Here is a 16,248-nt window from a genome sequence, read left to right on the forward strand (position 1 = left end):
TTCGCTTTTAATGTTCGTGACCGTGTGCAGGTGTTGAACCAGACATTGAAGCCATTTTAACTTGATATGCTCCTGTGGTTACCACCACTTCGCCAACTTTTAAGCCTTGAATAATTTCTACATTCTCGCCATTACGTTTTCCTATTTTCACGGGCCGCCTTTCAAAACTTTCGCCCGAACGTTGCACGATAACAGAATAGCTTCCATAATCTTCCAATAAGGCATTCACAGGAATCATAGTATTTTGGGTCGCATTTCCCATTGCAATTTGCACGGGCGTTAAACTTCCCTCTGGCATATCGACCTCTGCATTTACTTGCGCAAAAACTGAAATCAACGGGTTTTCACGTTCTACATTTTTACCAATGGAAAGAATTTTACCATCTGCTTCGGTTACACTTTTCCATTGCCCATCTTTAGTTTGATACCAAATGCCCTGTACGTTCTCCATTGTTAGTCCGTAGTTGGGTGCTAATTGTGCATTTAAAACTTTGGATTGATGCGTTCCAATATTTACAAGTGCCACGCCTTGTTCTACGTAATCGCCATTGGAAACCGTTATGGATTTGATAAAGCCATCAAAAGGCGCTCGAATTTGTTTGCTGCCTCCAGAAACGCCCGATACCAATGATTGATAGTTGGCTTTGGCAATCTCAAAATTGCTGGCTACTTTCTCGAACTCAGATTTAGGGACAATCTTGGATTCGTAGAGCTCTTTCTTTCGGTCGTATTCAGATTTGGCCTGTTGGAATTTCGCTTTCGCGGAAGCAATATCCGTACTCAAATTGTTGGAAGCTAAGCCTTGACTGTTCAAACTCATTAAGAGCTCGCCTTTCTTAACCGCTGTACCTTCCGTAAGATTGCTTACTTTGAAGTCAACTACACCATTGGACTTTGCTGCCAAGGACTTTACAGAACCGGGCGAGGGCATCCAAACTCCGGAGGTGTTGATGACATCATAAATTTTACCTGAAACCACGGGCGACGTTTGAAAATCGATTTTCCAAGCCTGTTCCTTTAAGAACGAAATGCTCCCATCATCTTCGGCAGTACCCAAAGCTTTTATGGCTTCGTCTGCATTGGCATATACCGTAACATCATCAATCGTTATTTTATCTGAATAGTCTGGCGTTTTCAGTTCAAAAACCAATTGATACTTACCAGCTTCTTTAGGTTGGATGGCAGACGAAAATATGCCTGGGGATGAAGGTGTTTCTGCCGTATTGCGAATGCCTCTATCATCCTTAATCAAACTGACCGTAACCGAACCTTTCCGAACGGGTTGGTGCTTGTCCAACACCGTAAAATGGGCTGCAAACTTGCTCGGATTTCCTACTATCAAAGCAGGATACTCTACAAACAGTTCGGTCTGATCCGTCCAAAGGGTATGTGATAGGCGTGGAATTTCTTCTCCCACGTGACTACCATCTTCATTGTGGGCGTGCGCATCTTCTGCCTTGTTGTTACAGGACATTGCCAAAAAGGCGAACGCTATGAGTATATATTTCATCTTTTTCTGTTCTTAGGGATTTAGTGGTCGTGGTGTTGGGAACCATCCTCGTGTTCGTGGGTCTCGGAACCGTCGTCATTCGAATGGCTTCCGTCCGGACCGTGTTCTTTTGTCTTTATTGCCATAGAATCTTTTCCTACCTGAAATTCTTCCTGTTCCGGGGTTTCGGCGTCCATATGGTTTCCGTCGGCATCGTGTTCGTGCCCATGCTCTTCTGTGGACTCCTCTTTTTTGGAGGGTGTTTCCCGGCACGATGCCATCAGAAATGTGAATGCGAGCGTTATTGCGAATATTGATTTTGAAATTCTCATTTGTTTATATTTTAATGATTTATAGTTGATGTTTTAAAAGTTCCGCCTTGAGCTGGTAAAGTTCCTTTTCCATCTGGAGCATGGTATCAAGGGCATCCCTATAAAACCGGAGCTCTACATAATAGTCCATAAACGAGAGTTCGCCCAGTTGAAATGCCTTGAACAAAAGGGATTCGCTATCCAGCGATTCCATGGTTTTCCGGTATTCCCGATACTTTTTAAGTAAAAGCTGATACCGGTTGTACTGTTCCCGAAAACCGGCGTAAAGTGTTGCCGTAACGGCCTCTGTTTGCGACTTTCGATACTCATAACCGGTTTTGGCGGCCTTTACCTTGTTCCTGCTGTTCCATAAGGGTATGGAAACGCCCCCGTAAAACCCCGAAAAATTATTGCCGCTGACCCCTTGGTAGTTGTATCCGGCGGTAAGATCCGGCAGTACCTTGTTACGTTCCAATGTTATCTTTTGTCTGGAAACGGATTCGTTGATGCCAAGCTTCCGCAATTCGGGGTCTTGGGCCATTTTGGCCTGCCAGAGCGTTTCAAGGCTTTCGACCTCGATATCTTCCTGTAGACCGATAGCGTCCGGATCGATGGGTTCGCCGCCGTTCAGTTTTTCCAAAAGGATAAGGGCGTTCCGGATCTCGATCTCTGTTTGCTCCACGACGAACTGTTCCTGAATCCAAGCAATCTTGGCCTTGTTCAGGTCAAGGATGCCGACCTGCTCTTTTTTGAAAAGCTCCCGGATCTGATCGTACCCCCTTTTGCTCTGTTCGCGCCTTGTGCGTTCCAACTCCTTTTGCTTTTGCAGGGTCGTAAAGTCCACTAAAAGTTTATTGGCCTTCAAGAGCACATCCTGTCGTCGTCTGTCATATTCGGTTTCCAGTTCCTGAGCCTGCTGATCGTTCCATTTCCCCCTTGCCGCATAAACGGTCGGGAATTCAAAGGATTGGGAAATTTGGTACTCTGAATATTCCACCCCGCTGTTGTCGCCATGGGGCAGATAGAACGCGGAAAGCTGCGGGTCGGGCAGATTGTTGCCGCTCCTGTTCTCCAGTTGCCGACTTTCTATAAAGGCACGATAGGCCTTGAGTTCGGCATTGTTTTGTGCTATGCCGTCAAGTAGTTCGCCCGTGGTATCGGTTTGAGCAAAACCACCAACGGAGCACAGGCATCCGCATAGTGCGGACGCAAGAAATTTGTACATGGTCTGTGATTTTAGGTTCAACCTGAATTATAAATGGAACACTGCCGTCTATTTGGTATAGCGGTTGCTGTCCGTTCGGTTTAACCTAAACTGGGAGGGCCCCGCAGATCGGGGTTAGAAAGATAGGGATTGAAATAGGTGTTGGGGGGATGGTATAGAGGCCGTTCGCCGTTTTGCCCATCATCGATTAAAAAGGGTCGTCGAACCTCGCTGGCACTTTTTACAACGTCCTTGTCCACTAGGGTCTGCTGCTCTACCGTGTTCCTTTTAAGTACGACGATATCGCTGGATACGGTCGAATGCACGTGCATACCCATAAGGAACCCGAAGAAACCAAAAGGGGATTCTTCATCTTCATCGGAACTATCATCATGATGATGGTGTTCCCCGGTATGTGCGAAATCCGAATGGGAATGCGAGTTCTCGTGCTGATGGTGCACGTGTGGAAAAGCTTGATGCAGCATCATTAGGCTGAAAATGCCTAAGAAAAAATACGCCGATATTTTGTTTGCTTTTTGCATCGATTGCAAAGCTAATGAAAATTAATTATCTATGATTTTTAAGATTTGGTTTCATACCGAAACCGAATACGAGCTGATGCCACTCTTCTTTTTTTGTCAGCAATTGGGGCAGGTTATAGGAAAAATGAATGTTACTTCCATTCTAATTATTCCCCATTTTTTTAGCCTGTGCTGTTTATCACTTTCCGAATGACGGCCAAATCGGTTTTGGTTTTATCGTATTCGACTAGGATATTCGCACTTTCGAACTTGCCTTGACCGATAATATGCCATCCAATTTGTTGATCTTGCTCTTTACATGGACTTCACACCCTGTGCAGGTCATTCCCTCCACATCAATTGTGTGCTGAACCATATTGGATTTCGAGGTATGGACTATATCCTTAATTGGGCAGTGCATAGAATATATTTGCACAACAAGGGAATGTAAGCATCAGTCCTGCAAATGCCGTAACCATGATTAAATAGCTTTTGGATCGCCAGATAGATGTTTTCGCGCCATCTTTACAGGCACAGTCAATGTCCTCCTGTGTTTACGGTATTATTTTCTATTATTAGGCAAAGACTAAAAAAAGGAATGTTATGCCGATTAGATTAGGTCGAAAAGGTTCCATCCCAGAAAAAGTGTACGCAATACCACTTGTTTAGGCTACCAATGCCAAAACCGGGGTTTTACGACATTTTGATGCAGCTATAGCCATCAATACTCCTGCATAGGTGGCCTTGTTCGAAGGTTTCCCTGTTTTCACGAGTATCGTTAGTTTGAAATCCTCTTATAAACCGATATGAATTATTCAGGCTTCGCCCTTTTAAGAACAATATTGTACTTAATCGACAATCGGTTCGATTATATCGAAAACCGGTAGGGTCTTTACCCATAAACATGTTATTTACATATCTTTGCCTTCGAGAAATTCTTGACCGACGAACTGGTTATAAGCACTTTGGAAAATGAAAAAAACATACCCCTCCTATTTTTATACTTTGTTTCTGTCGTTCTGGTTTCTGACCGGGGCACCTTTCCAGATGAAAGCGCAACTGCCCGATGATTTTGTCAAGGTCGAGCTGGTCACCGGTCTGGAAAATGCCACGAGTTTTAAGTTCCTGCCCGACGGGCGTATTGTATTGCTCGATCGCTACGGTGAGATTTTGATATATAAACCCGATACGCAGGTCACGGTTTCCGCGGGGCAGCTTCCCGTTTTCCATGAGCTGGAAGACGGCCTTGTCGGTGTGGCCGTCGACCCCGATTTCGAGAACAACCAGAAAATCTACCTCCACTACTCACCGGTGGACTTTATAGGGAACCGCGTATCTCGTTTTACCCTTAACGGCGATACGGTAGATTTCAGTTCCGAGGAGATTTTGTTGCAATGGGAGACCACCCGAACGGCCCTATACCACTCGGGAGGCGACATGGAGTTCGATTCCGAGGGCAACCTGTACATCGCTACGGGTGACAACAATACCTATCCCAACCTGTTTTCGCCCTTGGACGAAGAAAGACTCGACTACAGTGCGGAGAAGAGCTCTTCGAACACCAACGACTTGCGGGGTAAGATTTTGCGTATCAGACCGGGTCAAGGTGCTAACTATACCGTTCCACCGGGCAACCTGTTCCAAAATTCCGACCAGGGCCGACCCGAAATCTATGTCATGGGAGCCCGTAATCCCTACCGTATCCATGTCGACCGCCAGAACAGCGACTGGCTCTTTTGGGCGGAAGTAGGTCCCGACGCGAACGCCCCGACCGAACTCGGCCCCGAAGGCCTCGACGAAATCAATTTGACCAAGGGTCCAGGTAACTATGGGTGGCCCTACTTTTCGGGCGAGGACAATGATCCGTATCTCATCACCTATGCCGACGACCCCTACTACAACGACCCCAACGCCCCGGTCAATATATCTACCTGGAATACCGGTGCCACGGAGCTTCCTCCCGCGCAACCCGCGTGGCTAGAAAAGTTCCACAAATGTTACCTGGCCGGTTTTCGGTACAAGTATGATCCCGGCCTGACCGACGAACAGCGGCTTCCGCAGGAACTGGACGGACTTTTCTTTTATTATGACTTTAATACGAGTCGGGTCTGGGCCGTGGAGATGGATGCGGAGGGCAACATCGTTTCCGATGATCGGTTCGCCGAATCGGTGCTACCCGGTAGTGGGAACAATGCCGACGGATATATGGACATCGATGTCGGCCCCGACGGTAAGATGTACATCCTGGCCTATGGTGCGGGCTGTTGCCCCGATAACGTGGGATCTGGTAAGCTCATCCGGGTAGATTATACCGGTATTACCACAAATTCCCCGCCGAACGTCGTCTTGGAAACGGACGTGACCAATGGCCCGCTCCCCCTTACTGTAAACTTTACAGGCGACGCAACCACGGATCCAAACGGTGATACTCCATTGAACTACGCATGGGATTTTGAAGTAGACGGTACGGTCGATGCTACGACCGCGAACGTTTCCCACACCTACACCGAAGCCGGCACCTATACCGCACAACTTAAGGTCGATGACGGAAAAGGTGGCGTAGGCTCCAAGACCGTAACCATCTTCGCGGGCAATTCTACCGCAAACTTTGATTTTGCCTATCCGCCCGACGGCGGCCTCTTCGATTGGAACGATGATTTCGAACTGAACCTGTCCGTGAACGACCCCAATGACGGGGCCATTGCCTGTGGGGAAGTCGATGTGGTACCCTCCTTGGGCCACCTGAACCATTTTCACGACGGCCCGACGACCGATGCCTGTACGAACGGACTGACCATCGACGATACGGACCATAATATAGATGGCGAACAGGATATTTTTTTCGTGCTGGGGGCCAGCTACCAAGATGCCGGGGGGCTTACCTCCAGGGATCAGATACGCCTGCATCCCAAGCGTAAGGAAGCCGAGTTCTTCGATACCCAGAACGGCACGGAAACCATCAACAATACGGCCCAATTGGACGGTGGCAGTAGTGCCATAGAGGTCGATAACGAGGGCTATATTTCCTTTCAGGGCCGAAATCTCCTGAACATGAACGCCGTGAAGTACCTCGTCGCTTCCGAAAACGCCGGGGGCACCATCGAGTTCAGAACGGGCAGCCCCACCGGTAACCTGGTTGCGACCACCACGGTTCCCGACACGGGCGGAAAGGACGAATGGGTAGAGATACAGAGCCCGATTACCGATCCCGGCGGAAAGAACGACCTGTTCTTTGTGTTCAAGGGCGGTTCGACGCAGGATATCTTTCGCTTGAACTACGTCGAGTTCCTTGGTAACGGGGTATCTATAGACAACTCGCCTCCAGAGGTTAGTAGCGTCAAACTGAACGGCAATGACGAGGTTCGCGTCCGGTTCAATGAATACGTTGATATCAATACGGCGGGGTCTTCGGCCAACTATGCTATTGATAACGGGATAAGTGTAAGCTCGGCCACCCTGCTGTCCGACGGCAGAACGGTGGTTCTTAACACAACGGCCATGTCCACCTCCATCGATTACACGCTTACGGTCAGCAAGGTCGAGAATACCGGAGGACTACCTATACTTACGGATAGTTTCGCCTTCTCGGTCTTCGAGGAAACCCGTATTAATGCTGGTGGGGGAGATATCACGATTAATGGTGATATTTTTATCGCCGATCAGTACAGTTCGGGCGGAGCGGTATATTCTGAAGAAGTGCCCATCGAGAATACCGCAGGGGATGCCCTCTACCAGACCGAGCGCTTTGCGACTGGCACGGGAGGTTTCGGATATGAGATTCCGGTAGGGATATCCGGCGAATACGATGTGCGACTTCATTTTGCCGAAATCTATTTCGGGGTGCCCGGTGGTGCGGAGGGAGGTCCTGGCTCGCGGGTCTTCAATGTGGTCATCGAAGGACAGGAGGTGCTGACGGATTTCGACATTTTGGCGGAAACCGAACCGGCCACCGCCCTGACCAAGGAATTCGACAACATTTTGATAACGGACGGTTTTGCCAGTATCCTCTTGAACGGAAATATCCAAAGCCCCAAAATAAGCGGTATAGAAATACTCTCGCCGGACACCTTTGAGGGCGGCCCGGCTGAAGATGTCGATATAACGATCACCTCCCCTTCCAACGGATGGAACGTCAACCAACCTTTTGAAGTGGCTTTTAGGGTAGAGAACTGGGTGGTCAGGGAGGGCGATAGCCACCTGCACTATTATATCGATGATGTTCTTGTAAATCGTTATTATGAATACGAACCCATTCCGATCGATGGCCTTTCTCTCGGGGAACATACCATCAAGGTAGAGCTTTTCAATGCCGATCACACCGGAACCGGTATTTTTGACGAGGTCACCGTAAACGTGACCGGCGAGATTACCTGTAACGAAACGCCCTTCCCTGGGTCATGGGCGGTGCACCAGTTGGAAGCGAATCCCTATACCTCGGTCTATACCTTTGCCGATGACGACCTTGACGGTGACGGCCTAAAGGATATCGTCACGGGCGGATGGTGGTACAAGAATCCCGGTTCGGCTTCGGGCAATTGGGTCAAGAACACCATCGGCGACGGTTTCGGGAACGTGGCCCATGTGTACGATTTTGATGGCGACGGCAATATGGACCTTTTGGGAACCACGGGCACCTACACCAATGCCGTACTGGTCTGGGCCCAGAACGACGGATCGGGCAACTTTACGGTCTTCAATAATATCCCTGAAGGGGATACCGATTATTCGGAGCCTTTCTTGGCCGGTTTGGCCGGAGGGGTCTTCGATGTGGGCGGGCCCTATCAGATGGCCATCAATTGGAACGGCGCCGAACAGACCGGTTCGCCCGTACAGATGTTGACGCCACCCGATAAGGAAAACATTACGACCGAAACTTGGAGCCTGGTGGACATCAGTCCGGATTCCTCCGGGGAGGACATACAGGCCGGAGACATCGACCGCGACGGTGACCTAGACCTTTTTCAGGGTATCAACTGGCTACGGAACAACGGTAATAACAATTTCGAGACCTTTGACACGGGCATCACCTATGCCAGCACGCCAGATCGTGCCCAGTTGGCGGATTTTGACCGTGACGGCGACCTTGATGCCGTAGTGGGCCAATTGAGCTTGGGTGGCTCGGGCAACGTAACCGAATTTTCTTGGTTCGCCGCCCCTTCCGACCCGACCCAGCCCTGGGAACGCAACATACTCGATACCGATATCAACGGAAGTCTGAGCGTTTTCGCCGTCGATCTCGATTTTGACGGGGACCAGGACATCGTGGTAGGGGAATGGCGTGGCCAGAAACGCCTCATCGCCTTCGAGAACGACCTCTGCGGATCCGGGGAGTTCGCACTGCGCGTACTGGACGATGGCGGACTTGATCTGGAACACCATGACGGTGCCCGGGTTACGGACATCGACAACGATGGCGATCTTGACGTTATCTCCAATGGATGGCTCAATGACCGAATCCCGCGGATCTACGAAAATACAACGAACCCGGTCGAGGACAACGGACCAGTTGTGGACGCTGGGGAAGACCGAATCGTAGCATTGGATACGGCCTTTACCCTATCCGGATCGGCGAATGATCCCGATGGGGGCGATATCGTCACCTATCTATGGACAGAGCAGAGTGCACCTGAAGGAAGCACGGCTACCCTTTCCGGAATCGATACGCCCGAACTTACGGTCAGCAGCGCCATTGAAGGCCTATATGTATTCCGTTTGAGCGCGACCGACGATGAGGGCGATACCGGCTTCGACACTGTTAGGGTAACGATGGGGGAAGGCAATCCCGGAGAAGATGGGCTAACGGCAATTATCGAGGCCGACCCGACTGCGGGCGAGGCTCCTTTGGAGGTCAATTTTACCGGAAGCAATTCCCTCGGCGATATCGCCAGCTATCTCTGGGATTTCAAGGATGGCAACACCTCTACGGAGGCCGATCCGACCCATTCTTTCTTGGCGGAGGATACCTACGAAGTGGAGCTTACCGTGACCGATTCGGGGGGTATCACCGCTACGGATACGATTACCATTGTGGTCGGGGAAACACCAGAAGGGGAAATGATGGGGGTACTATTGGAAAGCAATCCGCCCAAAGACGGTATCGCGTCTATCCGGATCATGAACCGGCCCGATGACATTATGGTACTCGGTGTGAATGTACACAGTATGCAAGGTCGCCTGTTGAACAGCTATAAACCCGAAGAAATAATTGTAAATGACACCACCTACCACGTTCCGTTGCACATTCTAAAGGACGGGCTCTACTTTCTTGAGATCGAGATGAACCAAGGCGAACCGATGACGCTAAAGGTGTTGGTCAAGAACTGACAGGCACAGGCGGCAGAATGGATTTCATCCTATCCTTCCAGGTCATAGAACCATTCTTCCGCCTGTTTAATACCCTCCGTAATGGCCTCCTCAAGTGAGTAATCGTTATTTCTGACCAATTCTATAGCAATATCACAAGCTTTCTTCCGAACTGACGGTTGTAGTCGATCGAGCTTGGTCTTGAAATCTTCGAATGTCCAATCCATAATGTGTTTCGGTTAGAGCTTACGACTTTCCATCTCGGCTTTTGCTATCCCCCGTTCGAGGGCTTCTTCCTTGGAACACTGGCCCAATCCATGGAATTCCCGGGCATAACTAACACTCAATTTTCGGATGTTTTCATCCAAAATATTCAGTCTATCGGAGTATTCCTTAAAAAGTTCGTTTTTCATCCATCAAAAGGTTCCAAGACTTAAAAATAATTACCGGTAGAAAGTAAAAGGTCTAAAGTTCTTATTTCTATTGCAGTCTTTTTATTTGACGTCATGGTTGATGTCTTTGGCTTTGCTAAAGGCCTCCCAACCTTCTTTGGCGGCATATGGTACGATAAGCAAGGCCGCAACGGGATCGGCCCACCACCAACCCAACCATCTGACCAGTAGTAAACCGGTAAGTACTGCAACCGTCTGATAGAGACAGATGAAGGTGTCTTTCGCATCGGCCAACAATGCCGGGCTTTCCAGTTTGTTTCCGTATTTTCTTTTGTAATAGATCAAGATAGGGTTTACTACCAATGAAACCAATAGGATAACGATACCCAAAGTGCTCCAACTTGACGTTTCTTTATTGATAAGCTTCGTAATCGAGTCATAAGAAATGAAGATGCAGACCAAGGTAAACGATGCCGCGATTACGTTCAAGGTAATTTTCTTGCGACGCTTGACCTTTTCTTCATCTATTCCCTTGAGTTCGCCGTGTAAGCGCCATCCCAAGGTTGCGGCACTTATTACCTCGATGGTACTGTCCAGAGCCCAACCTATCAACGCCGAACTGTTTGCCGTGATTCCGGCAATAAGGGAAACGACCACTTCGATGACGTCGTATATAACGTTCCAAATTTGAAGTGTTCTTGCTTCTTTAAGATTCTCTTTTCTAGTCTTTTCCATAATTCATATTAATGCTCAGCTTATTTTTTCTCATTCCGTCCGTAAAACAGATTCTTCTATAGATCTGGTATTGGATTCAGATGCTTGTTCTTATTTTCATATTAGCAATCGTTTCCGAGGAGCGTTATAAGCAAGGGGATAAATCAATAATTCGGGAAACTGACAAATGGCCCAGGCCAGTACCGAATATATTCTGTACCCAATTGTTGATTTGAGTTCAGTCAAGACTTACCTCGACAATTTTAAAATTCTAATGGCCCCACGCATCACAAAAGCGAACACAATACCGCCAATGACCAAATCGGGCCATTTACTGTCCAAAAAATAAACCAGCACCCCTGCCAGTATTACCCCGCCGTTTACGATAATATCGTTCGATGTGAAAATCGCACTGGCCCGCATATGCGCTTCCTCGCTTTTGGCCTTGTTTATCAGCCATAGGGAAACAAGGTTGCCGATAAGGGCGAAAATGGAAACGATGATCATCCATTGGAACAAAGGGGTCTCGCTACTGCTCAGAAACCTTCTAACCACTTCCGAAAATCCCAGCAGGGCCAAGCCCATTTGAAAGTACCCGCTGATTTTCGCCACTTTCTTTTTTCTTGAAATAGCGGCACCTACGGCGAAGAGACTCAGTCCGTACACGATGGAGTCTGCCAGCATATCCAACGAATCCGCAATAAGGCCCATTGAGGCCGAAATCCATCCGGTAGTCATCTCGATGACAAAAAACCCGAAGTTGATGTACAGGACCCACCAAAGAATTTTCTTTTGGTTGGTCTCGTCTTCGGCCATAGGTGTTTCCGCCTTTTCTGTTCCCAAAAGTTTTTCCCCCAGTTTTAATGCACCCAATTCCACGTTTATTTCTTGGGCATTCCCCTGATGGTACACTTCCAACCTTCTATTTGAAATGTCAAAGTCCAGATATTTGATTTGAGGATTTGACTCCAGTTTCATCCGTATCATCTGCTCTTCGGAAGGGCAATCCATTTGACTGACCTTAAAAGTGGTTTTGTTTATGGTGGACATTTGATTAATCTGTATTAAATTCTACGTTTGGTGTTTCAAATCTTTACTTATTATGGGATTCCATATATTTTTCCAAAATCGATTTTAAGCTCTCCAAATAATCAGTGAACGATTTAATGGTCGGTTTTGCTTCATCATCTACGGGAATAGTTATGGGATTCTCATCTAAATAGCGATAGAGTTCGGGATGTTCCTGCTCAATCCTTACTGTCAATTCGTTGATTTCTTGGGTTAGCTTCTGAATTTTCTTCATCGTCGTTTTTTTATAATTTTATATATGCAACGCCCGGTCTTCGGTAGCGGCCAAGCAGGCTTCCTTAAAGGTTTCTGAAAATGTGGGGTGTCCGTGGGACATCCGTGCAATATCTTCTGCCGCTGCCCTGAATTCCATCGCCACGACAGCTTCCGTATAACTATCGGCTATACGTGGACCTATCATATGAACGCCCAAAATCTCATCGGTTTCCTTGTCCGCAATCACTTTTATAAAGCCGTCGGTATCCATACTTATCTTGGCCCTTGCATTGGCCTTGAAAGGAAACGAGCCCGTTTTTATCGCTCTACCTGCTTCCTTAAGTTCCTCCTCGGTAAGGCCCACGCCGGCCACTTCTGGCTGTGTATAGACAATGTTTGGTATGAGGGAATATTTGATATGCGGTTTTTGTCCCGCAATGCGTTCGGCCACAAAAATACCCTCTTCACTGGCTTTATGGGCGAGCATCGCCCCACGGACTACATCTCCAATGGCATAGACCCCTTTTACATTGGTTTCCAGGTTGTCATCTACCTTTATCTGTCCATTATCGTTGGTTTCCACTCCCAGGTTTTCCAGGCCCAGATTGTCGGTATATGGTTTTCTGCCTATGGCCATAAGGCAATAATCGCCTTCCAATTGCATTTCCTTTTCGTCTTTTCTATTCTGAGCCGAAAGGGTGACTTTATCTTCTGCCGCCACAGCTTTTGTGACCTTATGTTCCAGATAGAACTCGATATCCTGTTTCCTTAGGGACCTGTACAATTGATGCCCTAAAGATTTGTCCATTGTATAGATAAGCCCATCAAAATACTCTACGATGGAAACCTTTGAACCCAACCTGGCGAAAACCGAACCTATCTCGACCCCAATGACCCCACCTCCAACGACCATTAAGTGTTTGGGGATTTCTTTGAGGGCAAGGGCTTCCGTAGAGGAAATAATCCTTTTTTTATCTATTTCAATATTGGGCAGGGATGCGGGTTTCGACCCGGTAGCAATGACCATCTTATCGGTTTCTATGGTTTGCGTTTTGCCTTCGCCCTTAATTTCAATGGTGTTTTTGTCCTTGATGGTTCCGTGGCCTTCATAAACGGTAACCTTGTTCTTTTTCATAAGGTAGGCTACCCCATTGATGATTTCCCCCACGACGTCCTGAACCCTTTGGTTCATTTTTGCAATATCTACGTTCGCCTCCTTGACATCAATGCCGAAATCTTCGAATTGGTGTTTGAGCTTGTGGTAATGTTCCGAGGCTTCCAACCAGGCTTTTGATGGGATGCAACCCACGTTAAGGCAAGTGCCGCCAAGGGTGCTGTACCTTTCGATTATGGCCACTTTAAAACCCAATTGTGCGGCACGTATGGCACACACATAGCCACCCGGACCAGAACCAATAATTGTTATATCATATTTTTCCATAATTGTATTTTTTTGGGTTAAATAAGGTGGAAGAACCTTGAACTTGACTCTTGGGCGCAAGTGTTCAAAGTTCTGGAACTCCCACCTTTTATTTTTCATTACATTTCACGCATATCCCTTTTAATACCAAGTTGACATCGTTTATTTTATAATCATCTGGCAAACTTTCTTCCGGTAATTTATTTGGCAAACAGATTGTTTTTTTACATTCGGTACAATGAAAGTGCAGATGTAAATCCGTACCGTATTTACTTTTTGTATTTTCACCAGAAATCGCAAATTTTGCCATTCCGGTTCCATCATTAACTTGATGAATAAGTCCTTTATCCTCAAAAATCTTGAGGTTGCGATAAAAGGTCGTTCTGTTTGCTGTCTTATTGTTTTCGCTCTTCTCAGCAAAGACCTTTTTTAAATCGGAAAAGGACACAGCACTTTGCTTCCTTCTCAGATACCTGTATATCTTGGACCTCATTTGAGTAGGGCGAATACCGTGATTTGACAATATTTTTTCCGCTTTGGTCATTTTTTTAAACTTGATTCAAAACCAATCTCTTTTATTTGATTTATTTTTTATAGGCGAGCAAGCGCAATGCATTGACCACCACTACCAATGTAGAGCCTTCGTGAACCGCCACGGCTATGCCGATACTTGCCCAACTCATTATGGTCGCAGGGATTAAAAAGGCTACAACCCCCAAACTTACCCATAAGTTTTGCCTGATAATAGCTTTTGCTTTTCTGCTCAAACCAATGGCAAAGGGTAGGGTTTCCAGTTTATCGGCCATCAGCGCTATATCTGCTGTCTCCAAGGCCACGTCGCTTCCCGCTGCACCCATTGCAATGCCAACGGTGCTGTTTGCCATAGCAGGGGCATCATTGACACCATCGCCGACCATTGCCAGTTTATTTTCCTGTTCCGCAAGCTTTTTGATGGCTTCCACTTTTTCCTCGGGCAGCAGGCTACCACGGGCTTCTGTCAGCCCGATTTCCTCCGCTACAGCGTCGGCCACTTTCTGGTTGTCGCCCGTAAGCATAATCATCTTCTTGATGCCTATTTCCTTCAGTTGCGAAAGGGTTTCCCTGGCCTTTTCCCTTGGGGTGTCCATTAGCCCGAGCATCCCTATAAATTCATCGCCCCTTTTTATTAGCATCGTGGTTTTGCCTTCACCTTCGAGGTTTCTTACCTTTTCCGAGACTTTATCGGGGACACCATCATCTATATCCTCAAAGAGTTCCAGATTGCCTATAAAGACAGGGCTTTCCTGATAGCTCGCCTTTATACCCTTGCCCTGAATAGCTTCCAGATTATCGGCATCGGGTATCTTATTGTCCTTTCCGAGCATTTCCATTCCGTCCCGAACCACGGCTTTCGCCAAGGGATGGTCGCTGAGTTCTTCCACCGCGACCGCAATTTCCAAAAACTCCTTTTCTTCAATGTTGCCCAGAGTTTTCACATCGGTGAGTTTTGGTTTTCCTTCGGTAAGTGTTCCCGTTTTGTCAAAAGCGAGAGCGGTAAGTACCCCTAAATCTTCCAAGGGGCGGCCGCCTTTTATCAAAACCCCGCCTCGTGCTGCTCTTGCTACACCACTCAATACAGCAGATGGCGTAGATATAGCCAAGGCACAAGGACTGGCTGCCACAAGTACCGCCAAGGAACGGTACAGGCTTTCATTCCACGTTTCATCAATGACCAGGAAAGCAAAATTCAATAGTATGACCAATAAGATTACCGATGGCACGTAGTACCGCTCAAACTTGTCGGTCAACAATTGTGTGGGCGATTTTTGGTCCTGGGCCTCTTGAACCATAGTGACCAAGCGGTTGAGAGTAGAATCTTTTGCCTCTTTGATTACCTTTATTTCAAGGGTGTTGTTGCCATTGATAGTTCCAGAAAAAACACGGTTCTCGTCCGGGATATCGCTTTTTGCTGTATATTCCTTATCGGGATTTTCTATTGGTGTTTTGTCCACCGGAACGCTTTCCCCGGTAATGGGTGACTGGTCTATACTACTATTGCCCTTTACAATAACACCATCGGCAGATATTTTACTGTTTGGGCGTACCACGATAGTATCACCTATCTGTAACTCTTCTATACCGACTTCAACGGTATCGTCATCCTTCTTTAATAGTGCGGTTTTAGGCGCAAGGTCTGTTAATGCTGCAATGGACTTTTTTGCCTTGCCCATTGCGTAGTTTTCCAGTGCGTGACCCAGACTAAACAGGAACAGCAACAAGGCACCTTCTGCCCATTCACCCAAATAGGCGGCTCCTGCAGCTGCAACCAGCATCAGGAAATCGATTTCAAACTCGCCCTTGGCAACTTTGGTAACGGCCTCTTTGAGGGTAAAAAAGCCACCAAAAAAGTAGGCTGCAATATAGAGCCCAAAAGGGATGTTCGCTGAAACCCCTGAATATTTTTCCAACAGGAAACCTGTAATTAGTGTGACCCCACTTAAAATCGCAAAATAGAGCTCCGTGTTTTTACCGAAGATGCCACCGTGGTCGTGGTTGTGGGCATCATCTTTGCTGTGTTTTTCCTTGTCTTTCATATTATCATTATTTTTGTTATTGTTGATTCAGGTTTAA

The 16,248-nt window shown here is 47.4% G+C and carries 14 protein-coding genes; 1 reads left to right on the forward strand and 13 read right to left on the reverse strand.

From position 1 onward, the window contains the following. Positions 1-7: 7 nt before the first annotated feature. From IL355_RS10610 to IL355_RS19370, 5 genes are all read right to left on the reverse strand, one after another. Positions 8-1,510, reverse strand: coding sequence for an efflux RND transporter periplasmic adaptor subunit (locus IL355_RS10610; protein ID WP_192462074.1), 1,503 nt, complete (start codon positions 1,508-1,510; stop codon positions 8-10). A 20-nt stretch (positions 1,511-1,530) separates the two neighbouring features. Beyond that, positions 1,531-1,770: a hypothetical protein gene (locus tag IL355_RS10615; RefSeq protein ID WP_225621183.1), complete on the reverse strand. Its 240-nt coding sequence runs from the start codon at positions 1,768-1,770 to the stop codon at positions 1,531-1,533. Positions 1,771-1,840: 70 nt separating this feature from the next. Further along, positions 1,841-3,025: a TolC family protein gene (locus tag IL355_RS10620; protein WP_192462076.1), complete on the reverse strand. Its 1,185-nt coding sequence runs from the start codon at positions 3,023-3,025 to the stop codon at positions 1,841-1,843. 80 nt (positions 3,026-3,105) lie between these two features. After that, positions 3,106-3,546 (reverse strand): hypothetical protein, encoded by a 441-nt coding sequence (locus IL355_RS10625; RefSeq protein ID WP_192462077.1) that lies wholly within the window; start codon positions 3,544-3,546, stop codon positions 3,106-3,108. A 226-nt stretch (positions 3,547-3,772) separates the two neighbouring features. Continuing rightward, a complete protein-coding gene (locus tag IL355_RS19370) occupies positions 3,773-3,946 on the reverse strand; it encodes a cation transporter (protein WP_317175487.1) in 174 nt (57 codons plus the stop codon). A 551-nt stretch (positions 3,947-4,497) separates the two neighbouring features. Between IL355_RS19370 and IL355_RS10635 the strand changes: the two genes are divergently transcribed. After that, entirely contained in the window at positions 4,498-9,849 is a 5,352-nt protein-coding gene (locus IL355_RS10635; RefSeq protein ID WP_192462078.1) for a PQQ-dependent sugar dehydrogenase, read from the forward strand. A 29-nt stretch (positions 9,850-9,878) separates the two neighbouring features. On the opposite strand, the gene IL355_RS10640 is transcribed toward IL355_RS10635, so the two are convergent. The 8 genes from IL355_RS10640 to IL355_RS10675 form a co-directional block, all read right to left on the reverse strand. After that, positions 9,879-10,055 carry a hypothetical protein gene (locus IL355_RS10640; protein ID WP_192462079.1) on the reverse strand — a complete coding sequence of 59 codons (177 nt, stop codon included), beginning with the start codon at positions 10,053-10,055 and terminating at the stop codon, positions 9,879-9,881. A gap of 12 nt (positions 10,056-10,067) precedes the next feature. Next, positions 10,068-10,241: a hypothetical protein gene (locus tag IL355_RS10645; protein ID WP_192462080.1), complete on the reverse strand. Its 174-nt coding sequence runs from the start codon at positions 10,239-10,241 to the stop codon at positions 10,068-10,070. Between the two features lie 81 nt (positions 10,242-10,322). Beyond that, positions 10,323-10,955 carry a cation diffusion facilitator family transporter gene (locus IL355_RS10650; RefSeq protein ID WP_192462081.1) on the reverse strand — a complete coding sequence of 211 codons (633 nt, stop codon included), beginning with the start codon at positions 10,953-10,955 and terminating at the stop codon, positions 10,323-10,325. Positions 10,956-11,183: 228 nt separating this feature from the next. Continuing rightward, complete coding sequence (locus IL355_RS10655; protein WP_192462082.1) at positions 11,184-11,984, reverse strand: cation transporter; 801 nt, start codon at positions 11,982-11,984, stop codon at positions 11,184-11,186. A gap of 43 nt (positions 11,985-12,027) precedes the next feature. Next, positions 12,028-12,237 carry a hypothetical protein gene (locus IL355_RS10660; protein ID WP_192462083.1) on the reverse strand — a complete coding sequence of 70 codons (210 nt, stop codon included), beginning with the start codon at positions 12,235-12,237 and terminating at the stop codon, positions 12,028-12,030. 18 nt (positions 12,238-12,255) lie between these two features. Continuing rightward, entirely contained in the window at positions 12,256-13,659 is a 1,404-nt protein-coding gene (lpdA, locus tag IL355_RS10665; protein ID WP_192462084.1) for a dihydrolipoyl dehydrogenase, read from the reverse strand. A gap of 88 nt (positions 13,660-13,747) precedes the next feature. Then, the gene (locus tag IL355_RS10670; protein ID WP_192462085.1) at positions 13,748-14,182 is read right to left on the reverse strand and encodes a Fur family transcriptional regulator; all 435 of its coding nucleotides are present in this window, start codon (positions 14,180-14,182) and stop codon (positions 13,748-13,750) included. Between the two features lie 40 nt (positions 14,183-14,222). Next, positions 14,223-16,211, reverse strand: coding sequence for a heavy metal translocating P-type ATPase (locus IL355_RS10675; RefSeq protein ID WP_192462086.1), 1,989 nt, complete (start codon positions 16,209-16,211; stop codon positions 14,223-14,225). Positions 16,212-16,248: the final 37 nt, after the last annotated feature.

It is taken from the genome of Euzebyella saccharophila (assembly GCF_014855495.1).
In the GTDB taxonomy this organism is placed as follows: domain Bacteria; phylum Bacteroidota; class Bacteroidia; order Flavobacteriales; family Flavobacteriaceae; genus Euzebyella; species Euzebyella saccharophila.

What these genes read in the sequence shown, in the direction of transcription:
- IL355_RS10645 (WP_192462080.1), bottom strand. Translation starts at nt 10,241, where the DNA reads ATGAAAAACGAACTTTTTAAGGAATACTCCGATAGACTGAATATTTTG.
- IL355_RS10640 (WP_192462079.1), bottom strand. Translation starts at nt 10,055, where the DNA reads ATGGATTGGACATTCGAAGATTTCAAGACCAAGCTCGATCGACTACAA.
- lpdA (WP_192462084.1), bottom strand. Translation starts at nt 13,659, where the DNA reads ATGGAAAAATATGATATAACAATTATTGGTTCTGGTCCGGGTGGCTAT.
- IL355_RS10610 (WP_192462074.1), bottom strand. Translation starts at nt 1,510, where the DNA reads ATGAAATATATACTCATAGCGTTCGCCTTTTTGGCAATGTCCTGTAAC.
- IL355_RS19370 (WP_317175487.1), bottom strand. Translation starts at nt 3,946, where the DNA reads ATGCACTGCCCAATTAAGGATATAGTCCATACCTCGAAATCCAATATG.
- IL355_RS10650 (WP_192462081.1), bottom strand. Translation starts at nt 10,955, where the DNA reads ATGGAAAAGACTAGAAAAGAGAATCTTAAAGAAGCAAGAACACTTCAA.
- IL355_RS10635 (WP_192462078.1), top strand. Translation starts at nt 4,498, where the DNA reads ATGAAAAAAACATACCCCTCCTATTTTTATACTTTGTTTCTGTCGTTC.
- IL355_RS10675 (WP_192462086.1), bottom strand. Translation starts at nt 16,211, where the DNA reads ATGAAAGACAAGGAAAAACACAGCAAAGATGATGCCCACAACCACGAC.
- IL355_RS10670 (WP_192462085.1), bottom strand. Translation starts at nt 14,182, where the DNA reads ATGACCAAAGCGGAAAAAATATTGTCAAATCACGGTATTCGCCCTACT.
- IL355_RS10655 (WP_192462082.1), bottom strand. Translation starts at nt 11,984, where the DNA reads ATGTCCACCATAAACAAAACCACTTTTAAGGTCAGTCAAATGGATTGC.
- IL355_RS10620 (WP_192462076.1), bottom strand. Translation starts at nt 3,025, where the DNA reads ATGTACAAATTTCTTGCGTCCGCACTATGCGGATGCCTGTGCTCCGTT.
- IL355_RS10625 (WP_192462077.1), bottom strand. Translation starts at nt 3,546, where the DNA reads ATGCAAAAAGCAAACAAAATATCGGCGTATTTTTTCTTAGGCATTTTC.
- IL355_RS10660 (WP_192462083.1), bottom strand. Translation starts at nt 12,237, where the DNA reads ATGAAGAAAATTCAGAAGCTAACCCAAGAAATCAACGAATTGACAGTA.
- IL355_RS10615 (WP_225621183.1), bottom strand. Translation starts at nt 1,770, where the DNA reads ATGGCATCGTGCCGGGAAACACCCTCCAAAAAAGAGGAGTCCACAGAA.